Source organism: Pseudomonas sp. NFX224, from assembly GCF_048565165.1.
GTDB lineage: Bacteria > Pseudomonadota > Gammaproteobacteria > Pseudomonadales > Pseudomonadaceae > Aquipseudomonas.
Window position 1 is genome coordinate 3,403,307 of record NZ_CP183416.1, and the last position, 22,278, is coordinate 3,425,584.

At 61.0% G+C, this 22,278-nt stretch carries 28 protein-coding genes; 10 read left to right on the plus strand and 18 right to left on the minus strand.

Annotation, left to right across the window (positions count from 1 at the left end):
- Positions 1–19: 19 nt before the first annotated feature.
- The gene (gene mtgA, locus ACNYC6_RS15360; protein WP_419708144.1) at positions 20–742 is read right to left on the minus strand and encodes a monofunctional biosynthetic peptidoglycan transglycosylase; all 723 of its coding nucleotides are present in this window, start codon (positions 740–742) and stop codon (positions 20–22) included.
- A 74-nt stretch (positions 743–816) separates the two neighbouring features.
- Between mtgA and ACNYC6_RS15365 the strand changes: the two genes are divergently transcribed.
- From ACNYC6_RS15365 to trmB, 4 genes are all read left to right on the plus strand, one after another.
- Complete coding sequence (locus ACNYC6_RS15365; protein WP_419708145.1) at positions 817–1,188, plus strand: DUF423 domain-containing protein; 372 nt, start codon at positions 817–819, stop codon at positions 1,186–1,188.
- A gap of 90 nt (positions 1,189–1,278) precedes the next feature.
- Complete coding sequence (gene thiS, locus ACNYC6_RS15370) at positions 1,279–1,479, plus strand: sulfur carrier protein ThiS (protein WP_160386128.1); 201 nt, start codon at positions 1,279–1,281, stop codon at positions 1,477–1,479.
- 60 nt (positions 1,480–1,539) lie between these two features.
- Entirely contained in the window at positions 1,540–2,334 is a 795-nt protein-coding gene (locus ACNYC6_RS15375; RefSeq protein ID WP_150701761.1) for a thiazole synthase, read from the plus strand.
- 9 nt (positions 2,335–2,343) lie between these two features.
- Positions 2,344–3,069: a tRNA (guanosine(46)-N7)-methyltransferase TrmB gene (gene trmB, locus ACNYC6_RS15380; RefSeq protein ID WP_419708146.1), complete on the plus strand. Its 726-nt coding sequence runs from the start codon at positions 2,344–2,346 to the stop codon at positions 3,067–3,069.
- A 132-nt stretch (positions 3,070–3,201) separates the two neighbouring features.
- Here trmB and ACNYC6_RS15385 read toward each other — a convergent pair whose 3' ends face one another.
- From ACNYC6_RS15385 to ACNYC6_RS15425, 9 genes are all read right to left on the minus strand, one after another.
- On the minus strand, positions 3,202–3,525 hold the full coding sequence (locus tag ACNYC6_RS15385) for a DUF3392 domain-containing protein (protein ID WP_175387412.1): 324 nt from the start codon (positions 3,523–3,525) through the stop codon (positions 3,202–3,204).
- 9 nt (positions 3,526–3,534) lie between these two features.
- Entirely contained in the window at positions 3,535–4,740 is a 1,206-nt protein-coding gene (hemW, locus tag ACNYC6_RS15390; RefSeq protein ID WP_419708147.1) for a radical SAM family heme chaperone HemW, read from the minus strand.
- Positions 4,737–5,333: an RdgB/HAM1 family non-canonical purine NTP pyrophosphatase gene (gene rdgB / locus ACNYC6_RS15395; RefSeq protein ID WP_419708148.1), complete on the minus strand. Its 597-nt coding sequence runs from the start codon at positions 5,331–5,333 to the stop codon at positions 4,737–4,739. The genes hemW and rdgB overlap by 4 nt, the downstream gene beginning before the upstream one ends.
- The gene (locus ACNYC6_RS15400) at positions 5,330–5,764 is read right to left on the minus strand and encodes a DUF4426 domain-containing protein (protein ID WP_338583686.1); all 435 of its coding nucleotides are present in this window, start codon (positions 5,762–5,764) and stop codon (positions 5,330–5,332) included. The genes rdgB and ACNYC6_RS15400 overlap by 4 nt, the downstream gene beginning before the upstream one ends.
- A 26-nt stretch (positions 5,765–5,790) precedes the next feature.
- Positions 5,791–6,411 carry a methionine biosynthesis protein MetW gene (metW, locus tag ACNYC6_RS15405; protein WP_150718507.1) on the minus strand — a complete coding sequence of 207 codons (621 nt, stop codon included), beginning with the start codon at positions 6,409–6,411 and terminating at the stop codon, positions 5,791–5,793.
- Between the two features lie 7 nt (positions 6,412–6,418).
- A complete protein-coding gene (metX, locus tag ACNYC6_RS15410) occupies positions 6,419–7,558 on the minus strand; it encodes a homoserine O-succinyltransferase MetX (protein ID WP_419708149.1) in 1,140 nt (379 codons plus the stop codon).
- A 206-nt stretch (positions 7,559–7,764) separates the two neighbouring features.
- On the minus strand, positions 7,765–8,352 hold the full coding sequence (locus ACNYC6_RS15415; RefSeq protein ID WP_419708150.1) for a YggT family protein: 588 nt from the start codon (positions 8,350–8,352) through the stop codon (positions 7,765–7,767).
- A gap of 24 nt (positions 8,353–8,376) precedes the next feature.
- Positions 8,377–9,195: a pyrroline-5-carboxylate reductase gene (gene proC, locus ACNYC6_RS15420; RefSeq protein ID WP_419708151.1), complete on the minus strand. Its 819-nt coding sequence runs from the start codon at positions 9,193–9,195 to the stop codon at positions 8,377–8,379.
- 35 nt (positions 9,196–9,230) lie between these two features.
- Positions 9,231–9,929: a YggS family pyridoxal phosphate-dependent enzyme gene (locus ACNYC6_RS15425; RefSeq protein WP_419708152.1), complete on the minus strand. Its 699-nt coding sequence runs from the start codon at positions 9,927–9,929 to the stop codon at positions 9,231–9,233.
- A 56-nt stretch (positions 9,930–9,985) separates the two neighbouring features.
- On the opposite strand from ACNYC6_RS15425, the gene ACNYC6_RS15430 reads away from it, so the two are divergent.
- Positions 9,986–11,020 carry a type IV pilus twitching motility protein PilT gene (locus ACNYC6_RS15430; RefSeq protein ID WP_419708153.1) on the plus strand — a complete coding sequence of 345 codons (1,035 nt, stop codon included), beginning with the start codon at positions 9,986–9,988 and terminating at the stop codon, positions 11,018–11,020.
- Between the two features lie 92 nt (positions 11,021–11,112).
- Here ACNYC6_RS15430 and ACNYC6_RS15435 read toward each other — a convergent pair whose 3' ends face one another.
- Entirely contained in the window at positions 11,113–11,733 is a 621-nt protein-coding gene (locus ACNYC6_RS15435) for a C40 family peptidase (RefSeq protein ID WP_419708154.1), read from the minus strand.
- Between the two features lie 249 nt (positions 11,734–11,982).
- Between ACNYC6_RS15435 and ACNYC6_RS15440 the strand changes: the two genes are divergently transcribed.
- Positions 11,983–12,414, plus strand: coding sequence for an NINE protein (locus ACNYC6_RS15440; RefSeq protein WP_419708155.1), 432 nt, complete (start codon positions 11,983–11,985; stop codon positions 12,412–12,414).
- 94 nt (positions 12,415–12,508) lie between these two features.
- Here the strand turns inward: ACNYC6_RS15440 and ACNYC6_RS15445 are convergent, their stop codons facing one another.
- The 7 genes from ACNYC6_RS15445 to gshB form a co-directional block, all read right to left on the minus strand.
- Complete coding sequence (locus ACNYC6_RS15445; RefSeq protein ID WP_419708156.1) at positions 12,509–13,780, minus strand: dihydroorotase; 1,272 nt, start codon at positions 13,778–13,780, stop codon at positions 12,509–12,511.
- Positions 13,777–14,781 carry an aspartate carbamoyltransferase catalytic subunit gene (locus ACNYC6_RS15450; protein ID WP_419708157.1) on the minus strand — a complete coding sequence of 335 codons (1,005 nt, stop codon included), beginning with the start codon at positions 14,779–14,781 and terminating at the stop codon, positions 13,777–13,779. Before ACNYC6_RS15450 ends, ACNYC6_RS15445 begins: the two co-directional genes overlap by 4 nt.
- Positions 14,782–14,808: 27 nt before the next feature.
- Positions 14,809–15,312, minus strand: coding sequence for a bifunctional pyr operon transcriptional regulator/uracil phosphoribosyltransferase PyrR (gene pyrR, locus ACNYC6_RS15455; RefSeq protein ID WP_419708158.1), 504 nt, complete (start codon positions 15,310–15,312; stop codon positions 14,809–14,811).
- A gap of 80 nt (positions 15,313–15,392) precedes the next feature.
- Positions 15,393–15,830, minus strand: a complete 438-nt coding sequence (gene ruvX / locus ACNYC6_RS15460; protein ID WP_150734164.1) for a Holliday junction resolvase RuvX — start codon at positions 15,828–15,830, stop codon at positions 15,393–15,395.
- Positions 15,830–16,402, minus strand: coding sequence for a YqgE/AlgH family protein (locus tag ACNYC6_RS15465; protein WP_419708159.1), 573 nt, complete (start codon positions 16,400–16,402; stop codon positions 15,830–15,832). The genes ruvX and ACNYC6_RS15465 overlap by 1 nt, the downstream gene beginning before the upstream one ends.
- Before the next feature lie 102 nt (positions 16,403–16,504).
- Entirely contained in the window at positions 16,505–17,404 is a 900-nt protein-coding gene (locus ACNYC6_RS15470; RefSeq protein WP_419708160.1) for a TonB family protein, read from the minus strand.
- A 64-nt stretch (positions 17,405–17,468) separates the two neighbouring features.
- Positions 17,469–18,422 (minus strand): glutathione synthase, encoded by a 954-nt coding sequence (gshB, locus tag ACNYC6_RS15475; protein ID WP_419708161.1) that lies wholly within the window; start codon positions 18,420–18,422, stop codon positions 17,469–17,471.
- Positions 18,423–18,647: 225 nt separating this feature from the next.
- Between gshB and pilG the strand changes: the two genes are divergently transcribed.
- From pilG to ACNYC6_RS15495, 4 genes are all read left to right on the plus strand, one after another.
- A complete protein-coding gene (gene pilG, locus ACNYC6_RS15480; protein ID WP_056854372.1) occupies positions 18,648–19,052 on the plus strand; it encodes a twitching motility response regulator PilG in 405 nt (134 codons plus the stop codon).
- 57 nt (positions 19,053–19,109) lie between these two features.
- Positions 19,110–19,475 carry a twitching motility response regulator PilH gene (gene pilH, locus ACNYC6_RS15485; protein ID WP_056853968.1) on the plus strand — a complete coding sequence of 122 codons (366 nt, stop codon included), beginning with the start codon at positions 19,110–19,112 and terminating at the stop codon, positions 19,473–19,475.
- Positions 19,476–19,485: 10 nt separating this feature from the next.
- Positions 19,486–20,019 (plus strand): chemotaxis protein CheW, encoded by a 534-nt coding sequence (locus ACNYC6_RS15490; RefSeq protein ID WP_419708162.1) that lies wholly within the window; start codon positions 19,486–19,488, stop codon positions 20,017–20,019.
- A 153-nt stretch (positions 20,020–20,172) separates the two neighbouring features.
- On the plus strand, positions 20,173–22,233 hold the full coding sequence (locus ACNYC6_RS15495) for a methyl-accepting chemotaxis protein (RefSeq protein ID WP_419708163.1): 2,061 nt from the start codon (positions 20,173–20,175) through the stop codon (positions 22,231–22,233).
- The last annotated feature ends 45 nt before the right edge of the window (positions 22,234–22,278 follow it).

Consider the following 22,278-nt stretch of genomic DNA (forward strand, 5'->3'; position numbering starts at 1 on the left):
GTGGCTTTTGATTTTTCAATCATTGGGACCAAGGCGCCCGACGCGAATCGTTCAGCCCCACCAGATAACTATCGCCACCCAACTGACTCATCTGCCGCCGGATCCAGCCCGCACGCCGCGCCACGTACGGGGTCGGATGGCTGGCGCTCCACACCCGCGGGTTGGGTAGAACGGCCGCCAACAAGCTCGATTGCTGGCGACTGAGACCTTTGGCGCTCACCCCAAAGTGATGCCTGGCCGCCGCTTCGGCACCAAACACGCCGTCATCCCATTCGACACTGTTGAGGTAGACCTCAAGAATCCGTTGCTTGGGCCAGAACACTTCGATCAGCCCGGTAAACCAAGCTTCCAGACCTTTGCGCAGCCAGCTGCGGCCGGACCACAGGAACAGGTTTTTCGAGACTTGCTGGCTAAGGGTGCTGGCGCCGCGAATCGAACCGCCCAGTTCGTTGTGGGCCAGGGCAGCCTTGATCGCATTGACGTCGAAGCCCCAGTGCTCAGGGAATTTCTGGTCTTCGCCGGCAATCACCGCCACTTTCAGGTCGTCAGAAATTTCATCCCACGGCTTCCACGTGCGTTGCAGATCGATGGGCTCGCCGTCGATCCAGGACTCGATCTTGCGCTCGACCATCAACGCCGTTCCCGGTGGCGGCACCACGCGAAAAATCAGCACCAACAAGACGCTGCCGCCCATGAACCAGAGCACGGCCTTGGTAAAACGACGGAAATAGATACGCAGCATAGAGATGGCTTGGCCGAACCCGTGGAGCGGGCCATTATACAGACCCTGTTGATCGAGTCTGACTGGAGTTCTTCATGCTGCGTGGCTTTCTGATGCTGGCCGCTTTTTTCGGCTTCACCGGTGTCGGCCTTGGCGCCTTTGCCGCCCATGGCCTGAAAAACCGCCTGAGCGCCGAGTACCTGGCGATTTTCCATACCGGCGTGACCTATCAGTTAGTGCATACCCTGGCGTTGCTGGGCGTCGCAGTGCTGGCCACGCAGATTCCCGGTCGCCTTGTCACTTGGGCTGGCGCATCGTTTGCCATCGGCATCCTGTTATTTTCCGGCAGCCTGTACGTGTTGACGCTGACCGGTGTCAGCAAGCTCGGCATCATCACGCCGTTCGGCGGCCTGGCGTTTCTGGTGGGTTGGTTCTGCCTCGGGCTAGCCGCCTGGCGGTTGAGCTGACCGTGCAGTCCATTTCATGACGAATGGCTTGGGTCGGCCTGACTGATCGGGCTAGAATGCCAGCCCCTAAAAATGATGGCGGCATCCGGCATGCGCATTCAGTTGAACGGCGAATCCTTTGAACTGCCCGACGGTGAAACCGTTGCGGCCCTGATCACCCGTCTAGACCTGACCGGACGCCGGGTGGCGGTCGAACTCAATCTGGATATCGTCCCGCGCAGTCAGCATGCAGATACCACGTTGAACGACGGCGACAACGTCGAAGTCGTGCACGCCATCGGCGGCGGCTAGCCGCCTCGGCCGTATGGCCACAGAATTCTGCAAGTACCTCACCCCTACAGAGGATTTCCCATGAGCATCGTTCGTAGCGACAAGCCTTTCGTCCTGGCCGGTCGTACTTACCAGTCGCGTTTGCTGGTCGGTACCGGCAAGTACCGTGACATGGAAGAAACCCGCACGGCCATCGAAGCCTCGGGTGCCGAGATCGTCACTTTCGCCGTGCGCCGCACCAACCTTGGCCAGATCGAGGGCGAGCCGAACCTGCTCGAAGTGCTGTCGCCGGATCGCTACACCTTCCTGCCGAACACCGCCGGTTGCTACGACGCTATCGAGGCCGTGCGCACCTGCCGCCTGGCCCGAGAACTGCTCGATGGCCACAACCTGGTGAAGCTGGAAGTGCTGGCCGACCAGAAAACCCTGTTCCCCAACGTGATCGAAACCCTCAAGGCCGCCGAAACGCTGGTCAAGGAAGGTTTCGACGTGATGGTCTACACCAGCGATGACCCGATCATCGCCCGTCAATTGGCGGAAATCGGCTGCATCGCGGTCATGCCGCTGGCCGGTCTGATCGGCTCCGGTCTGGGCATCTGCAATCCGTATAACCTGCAGATCATCCTCGAAGAAGCCAAGATTCCCGTGTTGGTGGATGCCGGTGTCGGTACCGCTTCCGACGCTACCATTGCCATGGAGCTGGGCTGCGACGCGGTGCTGATGAACTCGGCCATCGCCCATGCCCAACAACCGGTCATGATGGCTGAAGCCATGAAACACGCCATCGTTGCCGGTCGCCTGGCCTACCTCGCCGGCCGCATGCCGAAAAAACTCTATGCCAGCGCCTCTTCGCCGCTGGATGGTCTGATCAAGTAAGAGCCATTGATGACTGAATCGAACGACACGCCTATCCAGACGGAAGAAGGCGACGAGCGCCAACACCGCCGCATCAAGAGTTTCGTGATGCGCGCCGGGCGCATGACCGAAGGCCAGCAAAAGGGCCTGGAGCAGGGCACTCCGCTGTTCGTACTGCCGCTGGCCGACGCGCCGATGGACTTCGACCAGGTGTTCGGTCGCTCGGCACCACGCTCGCTGGAAATCGGTTTCGGCATGGGCCACTCCCTGCTGGAAATGGCCGCCGCTTCGCCGGATCAGGATTTCATCGGCGTGGAAGTGCACCGTCCGGGTGTCGGCGCACTGCTCAATGGCGTACTGACCCAAGGGCTGACCAACCTGCGAGTCTACGATTGCGATGCGATCGAAGTGCTCAATCGTTGCGTGGCTGACAACAGCCTCGACCGCCTGATGCTGTTTTTCCCGGACCCGTGGCACAAGAGCCGCCACCACAAGCGCCGTATCGTTCAGGCGTCGTTCGCTGAGCTGGTACGCAGCAAGTTGAAGGTCGGCGGCATTCTGCACATGGCCACCGACTGGGAACCGTATGCCGAGTACATGCTGGAAGTGATGAACGTCGCGCCGGGTTATCGCAACCTCGCCGAAGACGGCAAATGCGTACCGCGCCCGGCCGAGCGCCCGATCACCAAGTTCGAACGCCGCGGCGAACGTCTTGGGCATGGGGTTTGGGATTTGAAGTTCGAAAAACTGTCCTGAGCCGTAACGCTGTAAAAACTGTAGGCGCAAGCCTGTTCGCGATGAGGCCATGACATTCAACATCTGAGTTGACTGTCAGAACGTTATCTCGAGCAGGCTCATTCCTACAGTTGTTTTGTATTCGGCAAAAAATCAGCGGCGGTCAGCAACCACGCCGATCAACACCAGTACCACCAACAACACCGGCGCCAGGCTGTAGTTGTTGAACTGGCTCAAGCCCCGAACGATCCACGGCGTTGCGTAGATCAGTGCCGCGCCGCTGCCGATCATGCACAGCAGGGCCATCAGCGGTACGCGCAAGGCGCCGGCGATGCTGCCCAAGCGTTGCTCGACCCAGCCTTTGAAATCCGCACCGAACAGCACCAGCAGGCAGCCCACCAGGGCCAGGGCGATTTCCGAGAGGTTGCTGCGGCTCCAGCGAGACACGGTGGCAAGCAGGTCGAGTACCAAATCCATTCGATTTCCTTATGTCAGAAACTTCTGCAGCAAGTCGTTGAGGAAGAGTTGTCCGCGCTCGGTGGCTACCAGGCGTGACGGTTCGACCTGCAACAGGCCGCTTTGTTCGGCTTCACGGCGCCCTTCGGCAAGGCTTTCCAGGGTCATGGCGGTGCGTTCCGGGTACAGCCGCGATTCGACGCCTTCAGTCAGACGCAGCGCGTTCATCAGGAACTCGAACGGCATCTCATCATTGGTCAGCGCTTTCTCGCCCGCCTGAAAGCGTTTTGCCGGATTCAGGTAATCCTTCGGCAAGCGGGTCTTCCAGGTGCGGATGATGCGCCCGTCCGGGTGGCTGAGCTTGCCATGGGCGCCGGCACCGATGCCGATGAAGTCGCCAAAACTCCAGTAGTTGAGGTTGTGGCGCGCCGGGCGACCGGGCAGGGCATAGGCCGAGACTTCGTATTGTGCGTAACCGTGTTCAGCCAGCAGCGCTTGCCCGGCCTCCTGAATGTCCCACAGCGTGTCGTCTTCCGGCAGCGTCGGCGGCTGGTTCCAGAACACGGTGTTCGGCTCCAGGGTCAGCTGATACCACGACAGGTGCGTGGGTTTCAGGGCAATGGCGGTGCGCAGGTCTGCCAGGGCATCGTCCAGGGACTGATTCGGCAAGCCATGCATCAAGTCCAGGTTGAAGTTATCGAACCCGGCCTGACGCGCCATGCCGGCGGCTCGCACCGCTTCGTCGCCGTTGTGGATGCGACCCAGAGCCTCAAGTTTTTCCTGCTGAAAGCTCTGGATGCCGATCGACAGGCGATTGATCCCCAGTTTGCGGTACGCCACGAATTTGTCCTGCTCGAACGTCCCCGGGTTGGCTTCCAGGGTGATTTCGATGTCGCTGGAAAATGGAATGCGCTGTGCCACGCCCTTGAGCAGGCGCCCCAGCGATTCAGCGCTGAACAGGCTCGGCGTACCGCCACCAAAGAAAATCGAACTCAGCTCACGGCCATAGACCGCGTGTAAGTCTTGATCGAGGTCGGCCAGCAATGCGTCGACATACTCTTCTTCCGGCAGCACGGGGCTGGCGGTGTGGGAGTTGAAATCGCAATAAGGGCATTTGCGTACACACCACGGAATGTGGATGTACAGCGCCAAGGGCGGCAGCACGGGCAGGGCCGCCCGAGGCGACGGTGCGTCGCCGCCGAAGATCAGCGGCGACGCGGATGATTCACGGGTCATTTCAAGCCCAGACGCTGGCGCAGCAGATCCATTGCACGGGCGCGGTGGCTGATCTGGTTTTTGTCGCTCGGGCTGAGCTCGGCGCTGGAGCAGTCGCGCTCCGGCACCCAGAACAGCGGGTCGTAGCCAAAACCGTGTTCGCCGCTGGCCTGGGTCAGAATGCGCCCGTGCCACAAGCCTTCGCAGAGGATCGGCAGCGGATCGTCAGCGTGACGCACCAGCGCCAGCACACACACGAACTGCGCGCCGCGCTCGGCTTCCGGCACGTCCTTCAACGCATCGAGCAGCTTGGCGTTGTTCGCCGCATCGCCTTTGCCATCGGCATAACGGGCGGAGTAGATGCCCGGTGCGCCGCCAAGGAAGTCCACCGCCAGCCCGGAATCGTCAGCCAACGCCGGCAGGCCGGAGATGCGCGCGGCATTGCGGGCTTTGAGGATGGCGTTCTCAACGAACGACAGACCGGTTTCTTCAGGCTCGATGCTGCTGAACTCGCCGATCGAGCGCAGTTGCACCGAGTCGCCGAGCATGGCCTGGAGTTCCTTGAGTTTGCCGGCGTTATGGCTGGCCAATACGAGTTGCGTGAAGTTGATCATTCGCCGGGGAAGAGCTCTTGGTTGAAGTTGATGGTGTTGATTTTGTCACCGGTCTGCACCTTGATGTCGAAGGTGCGGGTTTCCTGCTGCGGGACCGGGTATTGGGCAATGTAGTAGATCGCGCCCTGCTCGGTAATCTGTTTGAATTCCAGCGGTACGCTTTGGCTGGTCAGGTCTTTCACCGTGCCAGTGACCTGCGCCGTCAGCGGTTTGCCATCCTTGAGCACCGAGATGTTGATCACGCCCTGGTTCTTGCTGCGGTTGAGCTCCGCGGCTTTGGCGATGTCCGGTGTCAGGAACGTGGAGTTGAAGGTGTTGTAGTGCACCGTCACGTCGCCAAATTTTTCCTGACGATCACCTTTGATCGCATCGGCGGCCATGGCCGTGACGCTCAGGCAGGCGGTGAGTAGAAACAGCGCTAGACGACCCATGATCATTCTCCTCGCAATGGGGTGAATCAGACCGCGACCTTGTGGTCTGTAAGCCCCGGGCTGCTGACGCGGTAAATGCCGATCTCACCTAACAGATTAGGCCAAAGCTTGCTGGCCCACCCGTGTCGATGCTGTTGATCCACGGCCAGCCGATCAATGACCTTGGCTTCACGTTCGCGACACAACGCTTCAAAGTCCGCGAAGGTGCAGAAGTGAATGTTCGGCGTGTTGTACCAAGTGTAAGGCAGGAATTCGGAAACCGGCATGCGGCCCTTGCTCGCCAAGTACCAGCGGCAGCGCCAGTGACCGAAATTCGGGAACGTGATGATGCACTGGCGGCCGACCCGCAGCATTTCCTCGAGGATCCTGTCCGGGTAGTGCACCGCTTGCAGCGCCTGGGTCATGACCACGACATCAAAACTGTTGCTGGCAAAGTTGCCCAGGCCCTTGTCCAGGTCCTGTTCGATGACGTTGATACCTTTGGCCACGCACTCGGCGATGTTGTCCGCGTCGTTTTCCAGGCCGTAGCCGGTGACTTGCTTGTTGTCGCGCAGCCAGGTCAGCAGTTCGCCGTCGCCGCAGCCGAGGTCGAGCACGCGGCTGCCGGCGGGGATCCATTCCTGGATGATTTCCAGATCAGCTCTCATGGCTTTCTCACAACGTAATGCGGTTCATGTAATTGCCGAACGCCTGCAAGTAGCGCGGGATCGGAATCAGGAAGGCGTCGTGGCCTTGCGGCGCGTCGATCTCCAGGTAGCAGACGTCCTTGCGCGCGGCCATCAGCGCGTCCACCAGTTCCCGCGAACGGGCAGGCGAGAAGCGCCAGTCGGTGGTGAACGACATCACGCAGAATTTGGCGGTGGCGCCGGCGAAGGTTTTCGCCAGGTTATCGTCGAAACCGGCCGCCGGGTCGAAGTAGTCCAGGGCCTTGGTCATCAGCAGGTAGGTGTTGGCGTCGAAACGCCCCGAGAACTCTTCACCCTGATAGCGCAGATAGCTTTCGACCTGGAACTCGACGCTGTGGAAGTCGTAGTTGAGCTTCTCACTCTTCAGGCCGCGGCCGAATTTCTCGCCCATGGAGTCGTCGGACAGGTAGGTGATGTGCCCGACCATCCGCGCCAGCATCAGCCCGCGCTTGGGGATCACGCCTTGTTCCTGGAACGAGCCGCCGTGGAACTCGGGGTCGGTGAGGATCGCCTGACGCGCCACTTCGTTGAAGGCGATGTTCTGCGCGGACAGCTTGGGCGCCGAAGCAATGGCCAGGCAGTGACGGATGCGGTCAGGGTAGGTGATGCTCCATTGCATCGCCTGCATGCCGCCGAGGCTGCCGCCGATCACGGCTGCAAATTGGGTGATGCCGAGGCGATCGGCCAGACGCGCCTGGCTGTGCACCCAGTCTTCCACGGTCAGCACCGGAAAATCGGCGCCGAAGGGCTTGCCGGTCTCCGGGTTGATGCTGCTCGGGCCGGTAGAGCCGTTGCAGCCGCCGAGGTTGTTCAGGCTGACCACGAAGAACTTGCTGGTGTCGATGGGCTTGCCGGGGCCGATGCAGCTGTCCCACCAACCGGGTTTGCGGTCGTCGGGGCTGTGATAACCGGCGGCGTGGTGGTGACCGGACAAGGCGTGGCAGATCAGCACGGCGTTGCTCGCCGTGGCGTTCAGCGTGCCGTAGGTTTCGTAAATCAGGTCATAGGCTGGTAGCGAACGACCGCAGGCCAATGCCAGGGGTTCGCTGAAGTGCGCCAATTGCGGCGTCACCAGACCAACAGAATCGGGGGGGAAGGCAGCTGGCATCGACCCTGCTCTCGTTGAAATGAGGCGTAAGTCTAATGACCGCTGGGGTTAGCGGCAAGCAAAGGCCGGGCCTGATTTTTTCCTGTCAGGCCGCGGTGCGGCCATCGCAGGCAAGCCTCGCTCCCACAGGGGTACGCATTCCATTGTGGGAGCGTGGCTTGCCCGCGAAGAACGATGATGCGGTCAATCAGAATGTCGCAGCAGAATCAGATCAGCCCGAACAATTCCTTCGGCATCAGCGCGTAGTACGCCAGGCGCGGGATCAGCCAGCTTTGCAGCAATTGCAGGGCAATGAACGCGAAGATCGGCGAGATATCGAGGCCGCCCAGGTTCGGAATGATCCGGCGGAACGGCGCGAGCACCGGCTCAGTGATCTGCTGGACCAGTTCGGCGCCCGGGTTGTGGCTTCCCGGCGCGACCCAGGACAGGATCACACTGATGATCATCGCCCAGAACAGGATCTTCAAAAACAGCGCAAAGATGCCGATCAACGCCCAAGGCACCAGGAACAACACGTCGACCCCGTAGCCGCTGAGCAGCAGGATCACCGCGAACAGCGCCATTTGCACGAGCAGGGCCAGGACCAGCGAAGACATGTCCAGGCCGAACATGCTCGGGATAACCCGGCGCAGTGGCTTGAGCAACGGTTGAGTGGCTTTCACGGCGAACTGGCAGAGCGGGTTATAGAAGTTGGCCCGCACCAATTGCAGGATGAAGCGCAACAGCACGATCAGCAGGTACAGGCTGCCCAGGGTTTGAATCACAAAAATGGCAGCGTCATTGAGTCCGAGCATTATTGATTCCTTATTAAGAGCTGATTAGCGACCGAGTTGCTCAGCCATTTCGGCGGAGCGGTGCGCGGCGGCGCCCAGTGCTTTTTCGACCAGTGCTTCGAAACCGCTGGCCTGGAACGACTTGATGGCCGCTTCCGTAGTGCCCGCAGGTGAGGTGACGCGGCGACGCAGTTCGGCGGCGTCGACATCACTGCTCACAGCCATGTGCGCGGCGCCCAGGGCGGTTTGCACGGTGAGCTGCGCAGCGATGTCTGCTGGCAGGCCGAGCTTCACGCCGGCGGCGGTCATGGCTTCGATCAACAGGAAGAAGTACGCCGGGCCAGAACCGGAAACGGCGGTGACCGCGTCCAGTTGCTGTTCTTCGCTTAGCCACACAGCGATACCCACGGCAGACAGCAGTTCTTGAGCTTGCTGACGCTGTTCGGCGGTCACTTCTGCGGTGGCGAACAAACCGCTCACGCCCTGGCGCAGCAGTGCCGGGGTGTTAGGCATGCAGCGCACGATCGGCTGGGCGCCGAGCCAGTTGTTCATGCTGGCGCAGGTGATGCCGGCGGCAATCGACACCATCAGTTGCCCGGGCTTCAGGTTCGTTCGAATGGCTTCGCACACGGCTTTCATCGCCTGTGGCTTGACCGCCAGCACCACCACATCGGCGCCTTCAATGGCCTGGGCGTTGTCGGCGAACACCTCGATGCCATGCTCGGCGCTCACGCGGGCACGGGCTTCTTCACCCGGGTCGCTGGCGCGGATCTGCGCCGCGTCCAGACCTTTGGCCCGCAGGCCGCCGATCAGGCTGGCGGCCATGTTGCCGGCACCGATAAAGGCAATACGTGTCTTGCTCATGTCAGGTCCTTATTCATAAGTGTGTCAGCCATCGCTTATGGCTGGCTGTGCATTTGTGAAGAGCCGCGAGCACCGAACAGCGCGGTGCCGATTCGGACCCAAGTGGCGCCCATGGCAATGGCCGACTCAAGGTCGTGGCTCATGCCCATGGAAAGTGTGTCCAGCGGCAGGTTCAGGCTGGCTTGCAGGCTTTGCACGGCAGCGAAAGCGGCATCCTGTGCGGCGCGATCTTCAGTCGGCTCGGGAATGGCCATCAACCCGCGCAACGTCAGGCGCGGCAGGGCGCTGATGGCGTTGGCCAGGGCCGGCAGGTCCGCCGGGGCGCAGCCGGATTTACTGGCCTCACCGCTGACGTTGACCTGGATGCAGATGTTCAATGGCGGCAGATCGGCAGGACGTTGTTCGGACAAGCGTTGTGCAATTTTCAGGCGATCCACGGAATGCACCCAGTCGAAGTGCTCGGCGATGGCGCGAGTCTTGTTCGACTGAATGGGGCCGATGAAGTGCCAGATCAAGGGCAGGTCGGCCAATTCGAGCTGCTTGCCCAGGGCCTCTTGCAGGTAGTTCTCGCCAAAGTCGCGCAGGCCGGCGGCATAGGCTTCACGCAGGGCTTGTGCGGGTTTGGTCTTGCTCACGGCCAGCAGTTGGACGCTATTTTCGGCGCGGTTGGCGGCGAGTGTTGCGGCATGTATGCGCGAACTAACCAGTTGAATGTTGTCTGCTATGGTGGACATCAAGAGGCGCCAACGGTCTGAAGGTTCGCGGCATTCTACTGGAATTGAGAGACGCTATGGATATCACTGAACTGCTGGCGTTCAGCGCCAAACAGGGCGCGTCCGACCTGCACCTGTCCGCCGGCCTGCCACCGATGATCCGGGTGGATGGGGATGTTCGACGGATCAATCTGCCGGCTCTGGACCACAAGCAGGTGCAGGCGCTGATATACGACATCATGAACGACACCCAGCGGGTGGACTTCGAAAAACACCTGGAAACCGACTTTTCCTTCGATATGCCCGGCGTGGCGCGCTTTCGGGTCAATGCGTTCAACCAGAGCCGTGGCGCCGGCGCGGTGTTCCGCACGATCCCGTCCAAAGTCCTGAGCATGGACGAATTGGGCATGGGCGACGTGTTCCGCAAGATGACCGACGCGCCTCGCGGCCTGGTGCTGGTGACCGGGCCGACGGGCTCCGGCAAGTCCACCACGTTGGCGGCAATGATCGATTACCTGAATAACCATCGCCATCACCACATCCTCACCATCGAAGACCCCATCGAGTTCGTCCACGAATCGCGCAAATGCCTGATCAATCAGCGTGAGGTTCACCGAGATACCCGCAGCTTCGCCACGGCGCTGCGCTCGGCTTTGCGCGAAGACCCGGACGTGATTCTGGTGGGGGAGATGCGTGATCTGGAGACCATTCGCCTGGCGCTGACCGCCGCCGAAACCGGTCACTTGGTGTTTGGCACGCTACACACCACGTCGGCGGCGAAAACCATCGACCGGATCGTTGACGTGTTCCCGGGGGACGAGAAGTCCATGGTGCGCTCAATGCTGTCCGAGTCGTTGCTGGCGGTGGTGTCGCAGACGCTGGTGAAGAAAATCGGCGGCGGGCGCATTGCAGCGCACGAAATCATGCTGGGAACGTCGGCGATCCGGAATTTGATTCGCGAGGACAAGGTGGCGCAGATGTACTCATCGATCCAGTCGGGTGGTTCGTTGGGGATGCAGACACTGGATATGGGCTTGAGGGACTTGGTGACCAGAGGGTTGGTCAGTCGGGAGCAGGCGCAGGAGAAGGCGCGGTCACCGGATGGGTTTTGAGATCCCTGAAAGCGAAAAATCGCAGCCTTTGGCAGCTTCTACAAATGTAGGAGCTGCTGCCAAAGACTGCGATCTTTTGATCGTGTGTCAGATCAGCGCTGAACAACCCGCAACGCATTCTGTTCTTTAGGCAGAACCCGCTTGGCAACCACGTAATGTTTTTCCCAGTACGGCTTCTTCAAGGTGTCGATGGTCACCGATTTACCACGGCGAGGCGCGTGGATGAAGCGGTCGTTGCCCAGGTAGATGGCAACGTGGTTGACTCGACGGCTCTTGATGTTGAAGAAAATCAGGTCGCCCGGTTTCAAATCGTTGCGATCGACTTTCTCGCCGTGACCGCTGGCCATGGCATTGGAAGTACGTGGCAGGTCAAACGTGGCGTCGTTGAACGCGTATTTCACCAGGCCGCTGCAGTCGAAGCCTTTGCTCGGGCTGCTGCCGCCCCAACGGTACGGCGTACCGAGGACGTTCACGGCGCGGCTCAGCACGTTGCTGCTTTCCTTGCTCGCCATTGGCGGAACAAGGCTGCTTTTGCTGCTGCTCAATTGCGGAGCGGTCTTGAGCGATTTTTTGCTTTTGCTTGAAGGAGCAGAAGCATGGGATTTTGGGGTGTAACCATTAACGTTCGGAAGACGTTGCTCACGATTGGTGGCGTGGGCGGCCAGTGGCAATAATAGGCAAATGGTTAGCCATGTCTTGAAAAATGGACGCATTAGGCAAGGCTCGTATGGGTTAGCGCGAAACTTTATAACAGCTTTTTTTGGCATTCCGAGGCCGTTTGTCGATTCCACTTGGTTCTAACGGAACCAAATAAGCAGAAAAAGGACGCAATTGTCGGACAGAACTCAGCGGCTACAGGGCTTTGGCGGGAGTGAAGGTAGCATTTGCCATACGTCGGGTGCCTGTAAAAAAGTCACAAAGATTTAAAGAATATTTATCTATCGTGTGAATCGAGGTCATCCATGAACACCTATCAATCGCCCGTTCCGCATCAAGACACGCACAGTAAAGTGATTGGTTACCTGCTGTGGATTTTCGGTTTTACCGGTGCTCACCGCTTCTACTATGGCAAGCCGGTGACCGGGACAATCTGGTTTTTCACCTTCGGATTATTGGGGATTGGCTGGTTGATCGACCTGTTCCTGATCCCGGCCATGGACCGTGAAGCGGATTTGCGGTTTACCGCAGGCCCCATCGAATACAACGTGGCGTGGATTCTGCTGACGTTTCTCGGGGTATTCGGCGTGCACCGGATGTATCAGGGGAAGTGGATCAGCGGGTTGCTGTACCTGGTGACGGGCGGGTTGTTCTTTCTGGGGGTTTTGTATGACTTCTGGACGCTGAATGATCAGGTTTCGGTGCGCAACGCGCAGAATCGTGGGACCTTCCAGTAAGCCATCGCTAGCAGGTTAGCTCCCACAGGGGATTTGTGTTATTCACAGATCCTGTGTGGGAGCCAGCCCTGCTGGCGATTGGGGCGACGCGGTCTTAAGCCTGGTGGCTGATACGCCCATCCACCAAGGTGTAACGCACAACACCCGGCAAGCTATGCCCAATGAACGGGCAATTCTCGCCCTTGGACAGCCAGGTCTCACCGGCCACGGTCGAAGCCGCAGGGTCGAACAGCACGATGTCCGCCGCACCGCCTACCGCCAGTTTGCCTGCCGGTAGGCGCAAGGCCTCGGCCGGGCCAGCGCTCAGGCGCGCCAGCAATGTAGGCAAGTCCAGCAAACCGTCTTCCACCAAGGTCATCGCCAGCGGCAGCAACAGCTCAACGCTGCTGATGCCCGGCTCCGTGGCGCCGAACGGTGCCAGTTTGGCGTCCCGCTCATGAGGCTGGTGATGACTGGAAATGGCCGAGACCACACCCGATTTCACCGCCTCACGCAGGCCGTCGCGGTCGGCGCGGGTGCGCAGCGGCGGTTGCACGTGGTACAGGCTGCTGAAATCGATCAGTGCTTCGTCGGTCAGGATCAGTTGATACAACGCGACATCGGCGGTGACCTTCAAGCCACGGGCCTGAGCCTGCGCGATCAAGGCCACACCGCGAGCGCTGGTGAGCTGGCTGAAGTGTGCACGCACGCCGGTTTGCTCGACCAGCAGCAGATCTCGGGCCAGCGCCACGGTTTCGGCGGTTTCCGGAATGCCCGGCAAACCAAGGAAACTCGCGGTCGGGCCTTCATGGGCCAGGCCACCGTCGGCGAGGTCGTGATCCTGAGAGTTGAAAATCACCGTCAGGTCGAAGGTTGCCGCGTAATCCAGCGCCCGACACAGGGTGCGGGTATTGCGAAAGCTCTCCAGACCGTTGCCGAAGGCCACGCAACCGGCGTCGCGCAGGGCGACCAGTTCGGCCAGCTGTTCGCCGTCCAGACCTTTGCTCAGGGCGCCGATCGGGAAAACTTTGGTGTTGCCGGCCTCGCGGGCGCGGTCGAGGATCAGTTCGGCCACGGCGGAGGTGTCCAGCACCGGTTTGGTCTTCGGTGGGCAGCACAGGCTGGTGACACCACCGGCGGCGGCGGCGCGGGTTTCGCTGACGATCGAGCCTTTGCGGCTGTAGCCCGGCTCGCGCAGGGCGACGTTGAGGTCGACCAGGCCAGGCGCGGCCACCAGGCCGTTGGCGTCAATGGTGTCGACAGCGACGAAACCGGCCGGTGCGGCGCCCAGGGCGACGATCTTGCAGGCTTCGATGTGAATATCGGTGACTTGATCCAGGCCGCTGGCCGGATCGATGACGCGTGCGCCGAGAATGCTGAGCTTCACTGGGCGTTCTCCTGCTCGAATTGGCGCTGGGCAGTCTGCCCGCTCATGGCCATGGACAGCACGGCCATACGAATCGCGATGCCATAGGTCACCTGGTTGAGGATCACCGAGTGCGGGCCGTCGGCCACCGCCGACTCAATCTCCACACCACGGTTGATCGGCCCCGGGTGCATGACGATGCAATCGGGTTTGGCGCCGGCCAGGCGCGCGGTGGTCAGGCCGAACAGGCGATAGAACTCGCCTTCGCTCGGCAGCAGGCCGCCGGTCATGCGCTCGCGTTGCAGGCGCAGCATGATCACCACGTCGACGTCCTTGAGGCCTTCGGTCATGTCGGTGTAGACCTTCACGCCGTATTGCTCGATGCCGATTGGCAGCAGGGTTTTCGGCGCGATCACACGGATGTCCGGGCAACCCAGGGTTTTCAGGGCCAGCATGTTCGAGCGCGCCACCCGCGAGTGCAGGATGTCACCGACGATGGCCACCGAGAGGTTTTCGAAGCCGCCCTTGTGCCGGCGGACGGTGAGCATGTCGAGCATGCCCTGGGTCGGGTGCGCGTGACGGCCGTCACCACCGTTGATGATCGCCACTTGCGGGCAAACATGTTCAGCGATGAAGTGCGCGGCGCCGGAGTCACCGTGGCGCACGACAAACATGTCGGCGGCCATGGCTTCCAGGTTGCGCAGCGTGTCGAGCAGGGTTTCGCCCTTGCTCGCCGACGATGTCGAAACGTTCAGGGTGATCACGTCCGCCGACAACCGCTGGGCTGCCAGTTCGAAAGTGGTGCGGGTGCGGGTGGAGTTCTCGAAGAACACGTTGCACACGGTCTTGCCGCGCAGCAACGGGACTTTCTTCACCGCCCGGGCGCCGACTTCGAGGAAGGAGTCGGCAGTGTCGAGGATTTCCGTCAGCAACTCGCGGCGCAAACCGTCGAGCGAGAGGAAGTGGCGCAGCTGGCCCTGATCATTGAGCTGCAGCGGGCGCTTGGTATCTAGAGGCGTCATCGCGAGGGGGACTCTCAATAGGGCGGATTAAAGGGCGAGGTCTTGCAGTTCGAGCGCAAGCTCCGGGCCGGACAGCTTCACGCGCTCGTGAGCGGCCAGCGACAGGGTTGCGCCGACCACGTTCGGGCGGATCGGCAGCTCGCCGGCGTCCAGGTCCAGCAGGCACACCAGCGTCACGCTGGCCGGGCGACCGTAGTCGAACAATTCGTTCATGGCGGCGCGGATGGTGCGGCCGCTCATCAGTACGTCATCGATCAGCACCAGGTGCTGGCCTTCGATTTCGAACGGCAGGGCAGAGGGGCGCACTTGCGGGTGCAGGCCGTTCTGGCTGAAGTCATCGCGGTAGAAGGACACGTCCAGAGTGCCGAGCGGTTCTTCGCTGCCCAGTTCCTTGAGCAGGGCCTGGGCGACCCAGACGCCGCCGGTACGAATGCCGATGAAGCGCGGGTCGCTGATGCCGCGGTGTTCCAGGTGGGCCTTCAGGCGGGTGGCCATCTGGCTGATCAGTTCGGCGGGATTGGGCAGGCTCATGGTTGCTCCTTCTTGGGCCCGAGCCGGTTCGTGTAGCGGGTGGCTCGGGTTGTAGCTATATAGAGGCGCGTAGCGGCTCTTCAGGATTCGAACAGTGCGCCGTTTTCGTCGAGCCAGCCTTGCAGCAGCAGGGCGGCGGCGATGGCGTCGACCGGGTTGTCTCGGTAGCTGCCCTTTTGTCCGCCGCGATCACGTCGCTCGCCTTTGGCTTCAAAGGTCGTCAGGCGTTCATCGTGGGTGTAGAAGGGCAGGTTGAAGCGGCCATTGAGGCGGCGGGCAAATTTTTCGGCGCGCAGGCACATGTCGCTCGGCGTGCCGTCCATGTTCAACGGCAGGCCGACCACCACGGCGTCGGGCTTCCACTCTTTGATGAGGGCTTCAACCTGATCCCAGTCGGGAATGCCGTTCTGCGCTTTCAACGTGCACAGCTCGCGGGCCTGGCCGGTAATCACCTGGCCAACCGCAACGCCGATCTGTTTGGTGCCGTAGTCAAAACCCAGAATCAACCGCAGGGCCATCAGGCGTGCCCCGCCTGACTGGTGAGCAGGCTGAGGTTGACGCCCAGGTGTTTGGCCGCGGCTTCCAAGCGCAGCTCGCTGCTGGTGTTGAACAGGATGTCGGCGTCGAACGGGCAGGTCAGCCAGGCGTTCTGCGCCAGTTCGGCTTCCAGTTGCCCGGCTTCCCAACCGGCGTAACCGAGGGCGATCAGACTCTTGGGCGGGCCGAAGCCGTCGGCGATGGCGAACAGCACATCCTGGGAGGTCGACAGGGACAATTCGTCTTCCAGATCAACGGTCGCCTGAAAGCTCTGCCCTTTGGGGTGTAGGACGAAGCCGCGATCGGTCTGCACCGGGCCGCCGATGAAGATCGGCACATGCTGGCAGAGCGCTGGCGGTTCGATATCCGGGCGCAATTGCTCAAGGATGTCTGCCAGGCTCAGCTCTTGCGGACGGTTGACCACCAGCCCCATGGCGCCATTGGCCGTGTGCTCGACAATGTAGGTCAAGGTGTGCGCAAAGTTCGGGTCGGCCATGTGTGGCATGGCGATCAGGAATTGATGCTTGAGGTAGCTGGGGCTGACGTTTTTCATGACCGCTAGTGTGGCGTTCGAGGGGCGAACTGACAAGCTTGAACAAGGCAAAAGATCACACCTTCGGCAGCTCCCGGAGGGGAGTGTGTAGGCTGCGATCTTTTAATTACTGGACAATCTGTCGCCGCGCGCAAACTTCCATGTGCGGATGATCTCCAGTCGGTCGATGTCCGACAAATCCCCGGTAAACGGTGCAAACGGCGCCGCCAGCCGCACGATGCGCTGCGCCGCCTGATCCAGCAGCGGTTGCCCGGAGGACTCCAGCACCAGCACTTCATACAGCGAACCGTCGCGGTTGATCGACACCATCAGCCGCAAATTGCCGTAAATCTGTTTGCGCCGGGCTTCGTCGGGGTAGTTGAGGTTACCGATGCGCTCGACCTTCTTGCGCCATTCGTCCTTGTACCAGGCGCCCTTGTCGCGCATGGTCGAGGCGGCGCTCAGGCGGTGGATGCGCGGGCGCTTGGCGTACAGCTGTTGCTCGTTGGCCAGTTCTGCTTCCAGGCTGGCGATGTCGCTGGACAGCTGTTCAGTGTCGAACGTCGGCGCGGCCACCGCAGGTTTGGTGACAGGCTTGGGTTCTTCGGTTTTGGCGGGGGCTTTTTTCGGCGTCGGCGCGACGGTGGTCACGGCAGCCTTGGGCGGGGCTTGCTGTTGTTCAGGCTTGGCCGCTGGCGGTGGCGTGACTTTCTGCACCTTGTTGTCCTGGAAGGGAGCAATCTCGGTGGTCTTGGGGATCGCTTTTTTATCCAGGGTGCCGCTGCCTTGCTGGTTTTCCTGGGCGAGGAAATCGGCCTTTTCCGGCTTCTTTTCGCTCTTGAACGTGGCGAGGGTGATTTCCAGGGTCCGGCTGATCTGCTTGGGCTCGACCACGGCAAACCCGACACCCAGCAACAAGGCCAGGTGAATCAGCGCCGCCAGAAACAGGGTAAAACCCAGGCGATCGGCCGGGCGCACGCCACGGTGGGCGAGTTCGGTGGGCAGATCGGACGGGAGGGTCATGACAAGGAAACCAACATCGCGTTTTCACAGGTCGCGCATGATAACGCAATGTTGGTTTGGCTAATCAACGTGCCTTGAGCTTCTGATCGATGGCATCCATCAGCAGGCCGCCGATGTCGGTGCCGAAGGCATTGTCGATCTCGCGGATGCAGGTCGGGCTGGTGACGTTGATTTCGGTCAGGTGCTCGCCGATCACGTCGAGGCCGACGAACAGCAGGCCTTTTTCACGCAGGGTCGGGCCGACTTGTGCGGCGATCCAACGATCCTTTTCGGTCAGCGGGCGCGCTTCGCCACGGCCACCGGCGGCGAGGTTGCCACGGGTTTCACCGGCAGCAGGAATGCGCGCCAGGCAATAATCCACAGGCTCGCCGTCGATCATCAGGATGCGTTTGTCGCCGTCCTTGATTGCCGGCAGGTAAGCCTGGCCCATGATCTGCTGGGCGCCCAGGGCGGTCAGGGTTTCGAGGATCACCGACAGGTTCGGGTCGCCGGCGCGGTGACGGAAGATCGACGTGCCGCCCATGCCGTCCAGCGGCTTGAGAATCACATCGCCGTGTTTGGCGGCGAATTCACGCAGCACATCGGCGCGGCGGCTGACCACGGTCGGCGGCGTGCACTGCGGGAACAGCGTGGCGAACAGTTTCTCGTTGCAGTCGCGCAGGCTCTGCGGCTTGTTGACCACCAGCACGCCGGCGCTCTCGGCCTGTTCCAGCAGATAGGTGGAGTAGACGAACTCCATGTCGAACGGCGGATCCTTGCGCATCAGGATCACGTCCAGGTCGCTCAACAGCGAATCCTGCTCGGCACCCAGTTCGAACCACTTTTCCGGGTTGGCGAACACTTGCAGCGGACGCATCCGCGCCCGCGCCTGGCCTTCGCCCTGGTACAGGTCGCGCTGTTCCATATAGAACAGTTCCCAGCCACGCTTCTGCGCGGCCAGCAGCATGGCCAGCGAGCTATCCTTTTTATAGGAGATGCTGGCGATAGGGTCCATGACAATCCCGACGCGAACGCTCATTGGGTTTTCCTCGAAAATTGGCTACCGGATCGGTGCGAAAAAAGTGGCGTCAGAGTGGCGCTGAGTGTGTTCCCGGTCAAGGAAAAACCACCGTGCCGGTCGGCCGATAGATTGGTTATTGAGACTGTGCTAAAAAGACTGCCATGTTGTGGTGGCCCTTGAGTATCAAGGGTTTCGAGCCGCCAAACGGACAAATTGATTCACAAAGGCGACGGTAGAGCATTTATGGAACAGCACCCCAGCGCCTTGAAGGTCATGGTGATCGACGATTCGAAGACGATTCGCCGCACCGCCGAAACGCTGCTCAAGAACGTGGGTTGTGAGGTCATCACGGCCATCGACGGTTTCGATGCCCTGGCCAAGATTGCCGACAATCACCCCGGCATCATCTTTGTCGACATCATGATGCCGCGCCTGGATGGCTATCAGACCTGCGCTTTAATCAAGAACAACAGTGCATTCAAGTCCACGCCGGTGATTATGCTGTCGTCCAAGGACGGGCTGTTCGACAAGGCCAAGGGACGCATCGTCGGCTCCGACCAGTTTTTGACCAAGCCTTTCAGCAAGGAAGAACTGCTGAACGCGATCCAGGCCCATGTTCCGGGCTTCGCCGCCGTTTTGCCGCAGTAAGACACGCACAGTGACGCTCGGCCAGCGGGCCTTGCGTCGACAAGAATGGGGAAGACCATGGCACGTATTCTGATCGTCGATGATTCGCCGACTGAAATGTACAAACTGACCGGCATGCTGGAAAAGCACGGTCATGAAGTATTGAAAGCCGAAAACGGCGCCGACGGCGTGGCCCTGGCCCGCCAGGAAAAACCCGATGCGGTGCTGATGGACATCGTCATGCCCGGCCTTAACGGCTTCCAGGCGACCCGCCAGTTGACCAAAGACCCTGAAACCGGGCACATCCCGGTGATTATCATCACCACCAAGGACCAGGAAACCGACAAAGTCTGGGGCACGCGCCAGGGCGCCAAGGATTACCTGACCAAACCGGTCGATGAAGAAACCTTGCTGAAAACCCTGAACAACGTGCTGGCCGGTTGATCGTCCGGCCATGACCGAGTCGCTGACGGCTTTTGAGCTGCTGCTGCAGATCGACGAGCGCTGTCGCCTGTTGGCGGCGGACTTGCCGTCGCAGCCGACCCGGCAGGACAGCTGGAGCGGTATCGGTTTCCGCTTGGGCGAACACTGGTACGTCGCGCCCATGAGCGAAGTCAGCGAAGTGCTGCACGAGCCGCGGTTTACCCAGGTGCCGGGCGTCAAATCCTGGGTCAAGGGCGTGGCCAACCTGCGTGGGCGCTTGCTGCCGGTCATGGATCTGGGAGCGTTCGTCGGGCACGAACTGTCGGTGGCGCGCCGGCAACGGCGGGTGCTGGTGGTGGAGCATCAAGAGGTGTTCGCCGGGCTGATGGTCGATGAGGTCTTCGGCCTGCAGCATTTTGCTCAGGACAGTCTGGAGCCGGTCGATACCTTGAATGGGCCGATGGCGTCGTTCATCAAGGGCCGGTTTCAGCGGGAGCAGCCATGGCAGGTGTTCAGCCCGTTTGCGCTGGCGACCTCACCGGGGTTCATGAGCATCGCGCTGTAAACGGCAAATATGAACCCTGTGGGAGCGAGCCTGCTCGCGATTGAACGATAACGCGGTGTTGCGGATACACCGCGGCGCCTGAATCGCGAGCAGGCTCGCTCCCACAGGGGTTTGGGCAAGGCTGAAAAGGGTGTGGTTAACAGGCGAAGACCGATGATAAAAGCAAAAACAGGCAAGCCAATGGAAGGGTCGCGCAGTCGTTCGCAGATCATCGCGTTGTTCATCGCGCTGATCATTTTCATCATGCTGTTGTTCGCCAACTTCGCGTACCTCAACACCCAGGCTACTTACGACAAACAGTACATCGGTCACGCCGGCGAACTGCGCGTGCTGTCGCAGCGTATTGCCAAGAACGCCACCGAAGCCGCCGCCGGCAAGGCCGCGGCGTTCAAGTTGCTCAGCGATGCGCGCAACGATTTTGCCCAGCGCTGGAGCTACCTGAAAAAGGGTGATCCTTCCACCGGCCTGCCCCCGGCACCCGCCACCGTGCGCCCGGAAATGCGTGCCGTGCAGATGGACTGGGAACGCCTGCTGAAAAATACCGACGCCATTCTGTCCAGTGAGCAGACGGTGCTGTCGCTGCATCAGGTCGCCGCGACCCTGGCCGAAACCGTGCCGCAGTTGCAGGTCGAGTACGAGAAGGTCGTGGAAATCCTCTTGCAACGCGGCGCCCCGGCCGCTCAGGTAGCGGTGGCCCAGCGTCAATCGCTGCTGGCCGAACGCATTCTGGGTGCGGTGAACACGGTGTTGTCCGGCGACGAGAGTTCGCAACAGGCCGCCGACGCCTTCGGTCGCGATGCGGCGCGATTCGGCCAGGTGCTCAACGGCATGCTCCAGGGCAACGCGGCGCTGAAAATCAGTCAGGTTGAGGATCAGGATGCACGGGCGCGGTTGAGTGAAATCTCCGAGCTGTTCGAATTCGTTTCTGGCTCGGTGGATGAAATCCTCGAAACCTCGCCGGAGCTGTTCAAGGTGCGCGAGTCGGCGACCAATATTTTCAGCCTGTCGCAAACCCTGCTCGATGAAGCCTCGCACCTGGCCGGCGGTTTTGAAAACCTTGCCGGCGGACGCAACACCGACACCATCGGCGGTTATGTGCTGGGCCTGGCGGCACTGATGTCGATCATCCTCATCGGTCTGGTGATGGTTCGCGAAACCAATCGCCAGTTGCGCGAAACCGCCGAGAAAAACGAGCGCAACCAGAACGCGATCATGCGCCTGCTCGATGAAATCGAGGACCTGGCCGACGGCGACCTGACCGTGACCGCCTCGGTGACCGAAGACTTCACCGGCACCATCGCCGACTCGATCAACTACTCCGTCGACCAATTGCGCGACCTCGTGGCCACCATCAACCTGACCGCCGGACAAGTCGCCGCCGCCGTGCAGGAAACCCAGGCCACCGCCATGCACCTGGCGCAAGCCTCGGAGCATCAGGCGCAGCAGATTTCCGAAGCCTCCACCGCGATCAACGACATGGCCGAGTCCATCGATCAGGTGTCGGCCAACGCCGCCGAATCCTCGGCGGTGGCCGAGCGCTCGGTGGAGATCGCCAACAAGGGCAACGAGGTGGTGCACAACACCATCCACGGCATGGACAACATTCGCGAGCAGATCCAGGACACCGCCAAACGCATCAAGCGCCTGGGCGAGTCTTCCCAGGAAATCGGCGACATCGTCAGCCTGATTGATGACATTGCCGATCAGACCAACATCCTCGCCCTCAACGCAGCGATCCAGGCATCGATGGCCGGTGATGCCGGGCGCGGTTTCGCGGTGGTTGCCGACGAGGTGCAACGTTTAGCCGAACGCTCTTCAGCGGCCACGCGACAGATTGAAACCCTGGTGCGGGCGATCCAGACCGACACCAACGAAGCGGTCATCTCCATGGAGCAGACCACCACCGAAGTGGTGCGCGGCGCCCGTCTGGCGCAGGATGCCGGCGTGGCCCTGGAAGAAATCGAAGGGGTGTCGAAAACCCTTGCGGCGCTGATCCAGAGCATTTCCAACGCAGCACAACAACAGACGTCGTCTGCCGGTCAGATTTCCCTGACGATGAACGTGATCCAGCAGATCACCACGCAGACCTCGTCCGGCTCTACCGCCACCGCCGAGAGCATCGGCAACCTGGCGAAAATGGCCAGTCAGCTGCGCCGTTCGGTGTCCGGTTTCACCTTGCCGGCCACCAAGACGCAAGTGACGGACAAAGCTTGAACCGCCCATGGGCGTAGGTGAATGACTGAAGTGGGAACTGGAGTG

Coding starts and splice junctions, on each gene's coding strand:
- mtgA (WP_419708144.1), bottom strand. CDS start 742: ATGCTGCGTATCTATTTCCGTCGTTTTACCAAGGCCGTGCTCTGGTTC.
- ACNYC6_RS15365 (WP_419708145.1), top strand. CDS start 817: ATGCTGCGTGGCTTTCTGATGCTGGCCGCTTTTTTCGGCTTCACCGGT.
- thiS (WP_160386128.1), top strand. CDS start 1,279: ATGCGCATTCAGTTGAACGGCGAATCCTTTGAACTGCCCGACGGTGAA.
- ACNYC6_RS15375 (WP_150701761.1), top strand. CDS start 1,540: ATGAGCATCGTTCGTAGCGACAAGCCTTTCGTCCTGGCCGGTCGTACT.
- trmB (WP_419708146.1), top strand. CDS start 2,344: ATGACTGAATCGAACGACACGCCTATCCAGACGGAAGAAGGCGACGAG.
- ACNYC6_RS15385 (WP_175387412.1), bottom strand. CDS start 3,525: ATGGATTTGGTACTCGACCTGCTTGCCACCGTGTCTCGCTGGAGCCGC.
- hemW (WP_419708147.1), bottom strand. CDS start 4,740: ATGACCCGTGAATCATCCGCGTCGCCGCTGATCTTCGGCGGCGACGCA.
- rdgB (WP_419708148.1), bottom strand. CDS start 5,333: ATGATCAACTTCACGCAACTCGTATTGGCCAGCCATAACGCCGGCAAA.
- ACNYC6_RS15400 (WP_338583686.1), bottom strand. CDS start 5,764: ATGGGTCGTCTAGCGCTGTTTCTACTCACCGCCTGCCTGAGCGTCACG.
- metW (WP_150718507.1), bottom strand. CDS start 6,411: ATGAGAGCTGATCTGGAAATCATCCAGGAATGGATCCCCGCCGGCAGC.
- metX (WP_419708149.1), bottom strand. CDS start 7,558: ATGCCAGCTGCCTTCCCCCCCGATTCTGTTGGTCTGGTGACGCCGCAA.
- ACNYC6_RS15415 (WP_419708150.1), bottom strand. CDS start 8,352: ATGCTCGGACTCAATGACGCTGCCATTTTTGTGATTCAAACCCTGGGC.
- proC (WP_419708151.1), bottom strand. CDS start 9,195: ATGAGCAAGACACGTATTGCCTTTATCGGTGCCGGCAACATGGCCGCC.
- ACNYC6_RS15425 (WP_419708152.1), bottom strand. CDS start 9,929: ATGTCCACCATAGCAGACAACATTCAACTGGTTAGTTCGCGCATACAT.
- ACNYC6_RS15430 (WP_419708153.1), top strand. CDS start 9,986: ATGGATATCACTGAACTGCTGGCGTTCAGCGCCAAACAGGGCGCGTCC.
- ACNYC6_RS15435 (WP_419708154.1), bottom strand. CDS start 11,733: ATGCGTCCATTTTTCAAGACATGGCTAACCATTTGCCTATTATTGCCA.
- ACNYC6_RS15440 (WP_419708155.1), top strand. CDS start 11,983: ATGAACACCTATCAATCGCCCGTTCCGCATCAAGACACGCACAGTAAA.
- ACNYC6_RS15450 (WP_419708157.1), bottom strand. CDS start 14,781: ATGACGCCTCTAGATACCAAGCGCCCGCTGCAGCTCAATGATCAGGGC.
- pyrR (WP_419708158.1), bottom strand. CDS start 15,312: ATGAGCCTGCCCAATCCCGCCGAACTGATCAGCCAGATGGCCACCCGC.
- ruvX (WP_150734164.1), bottom strand. CDS start 15,830: ATGGCCCTGCGGTTGATTCTGGGTTTTGACTACGGCACCAAACAGATC.
- ACNYC6_RS15465 (WP_419708159.1), bottom strand. CDS start 16,402: ATGAAAAACGTCAGCCCCAGCTACCTCAAGCATCAATTCCTGATCGCC.
- ACNYC6_RS15470 (WP_419708160.1), bottom strand. CDS start 17,404: ATGACCCTCCCGTCCGATCTGCCCACCGAACTCGCCCACCGTGGCGTG.
- gshB (WP_419708161.1), bottom strand. CDS start 18,422: ATGAGCGTTCGCGTCGGGATTGTCATGGACCCTATCGCCAGCATCTCC.
- pilG (WP_056854372.1), top strand. CDS start 18,648: ATGGAACAGCACCCCAGCGCCTTGAAGGTCATGGTGATCGACGATTCG.
- pilH (WP_056853968.1), top strand. CDS start 19,110: ATGGCACGTATTCTGATCGTCGATGATTCGCCGACTGAAATGTACAAA.
- ACNYC6_RS15490 (WP_419708162.1), top strand. CDS start 19,486: ATGACCGAGTCGCTGACGGCTTTTGAGCTGCTGCTGCAGATCGACGAG.
- ACNYC6_RS15495 (WP_419708163.1), top strand. CDS start 20,173: ATGATAAAAGCAAAAACAGGCAAGCCAATGGAAGGGTCGCGCAGTCGT.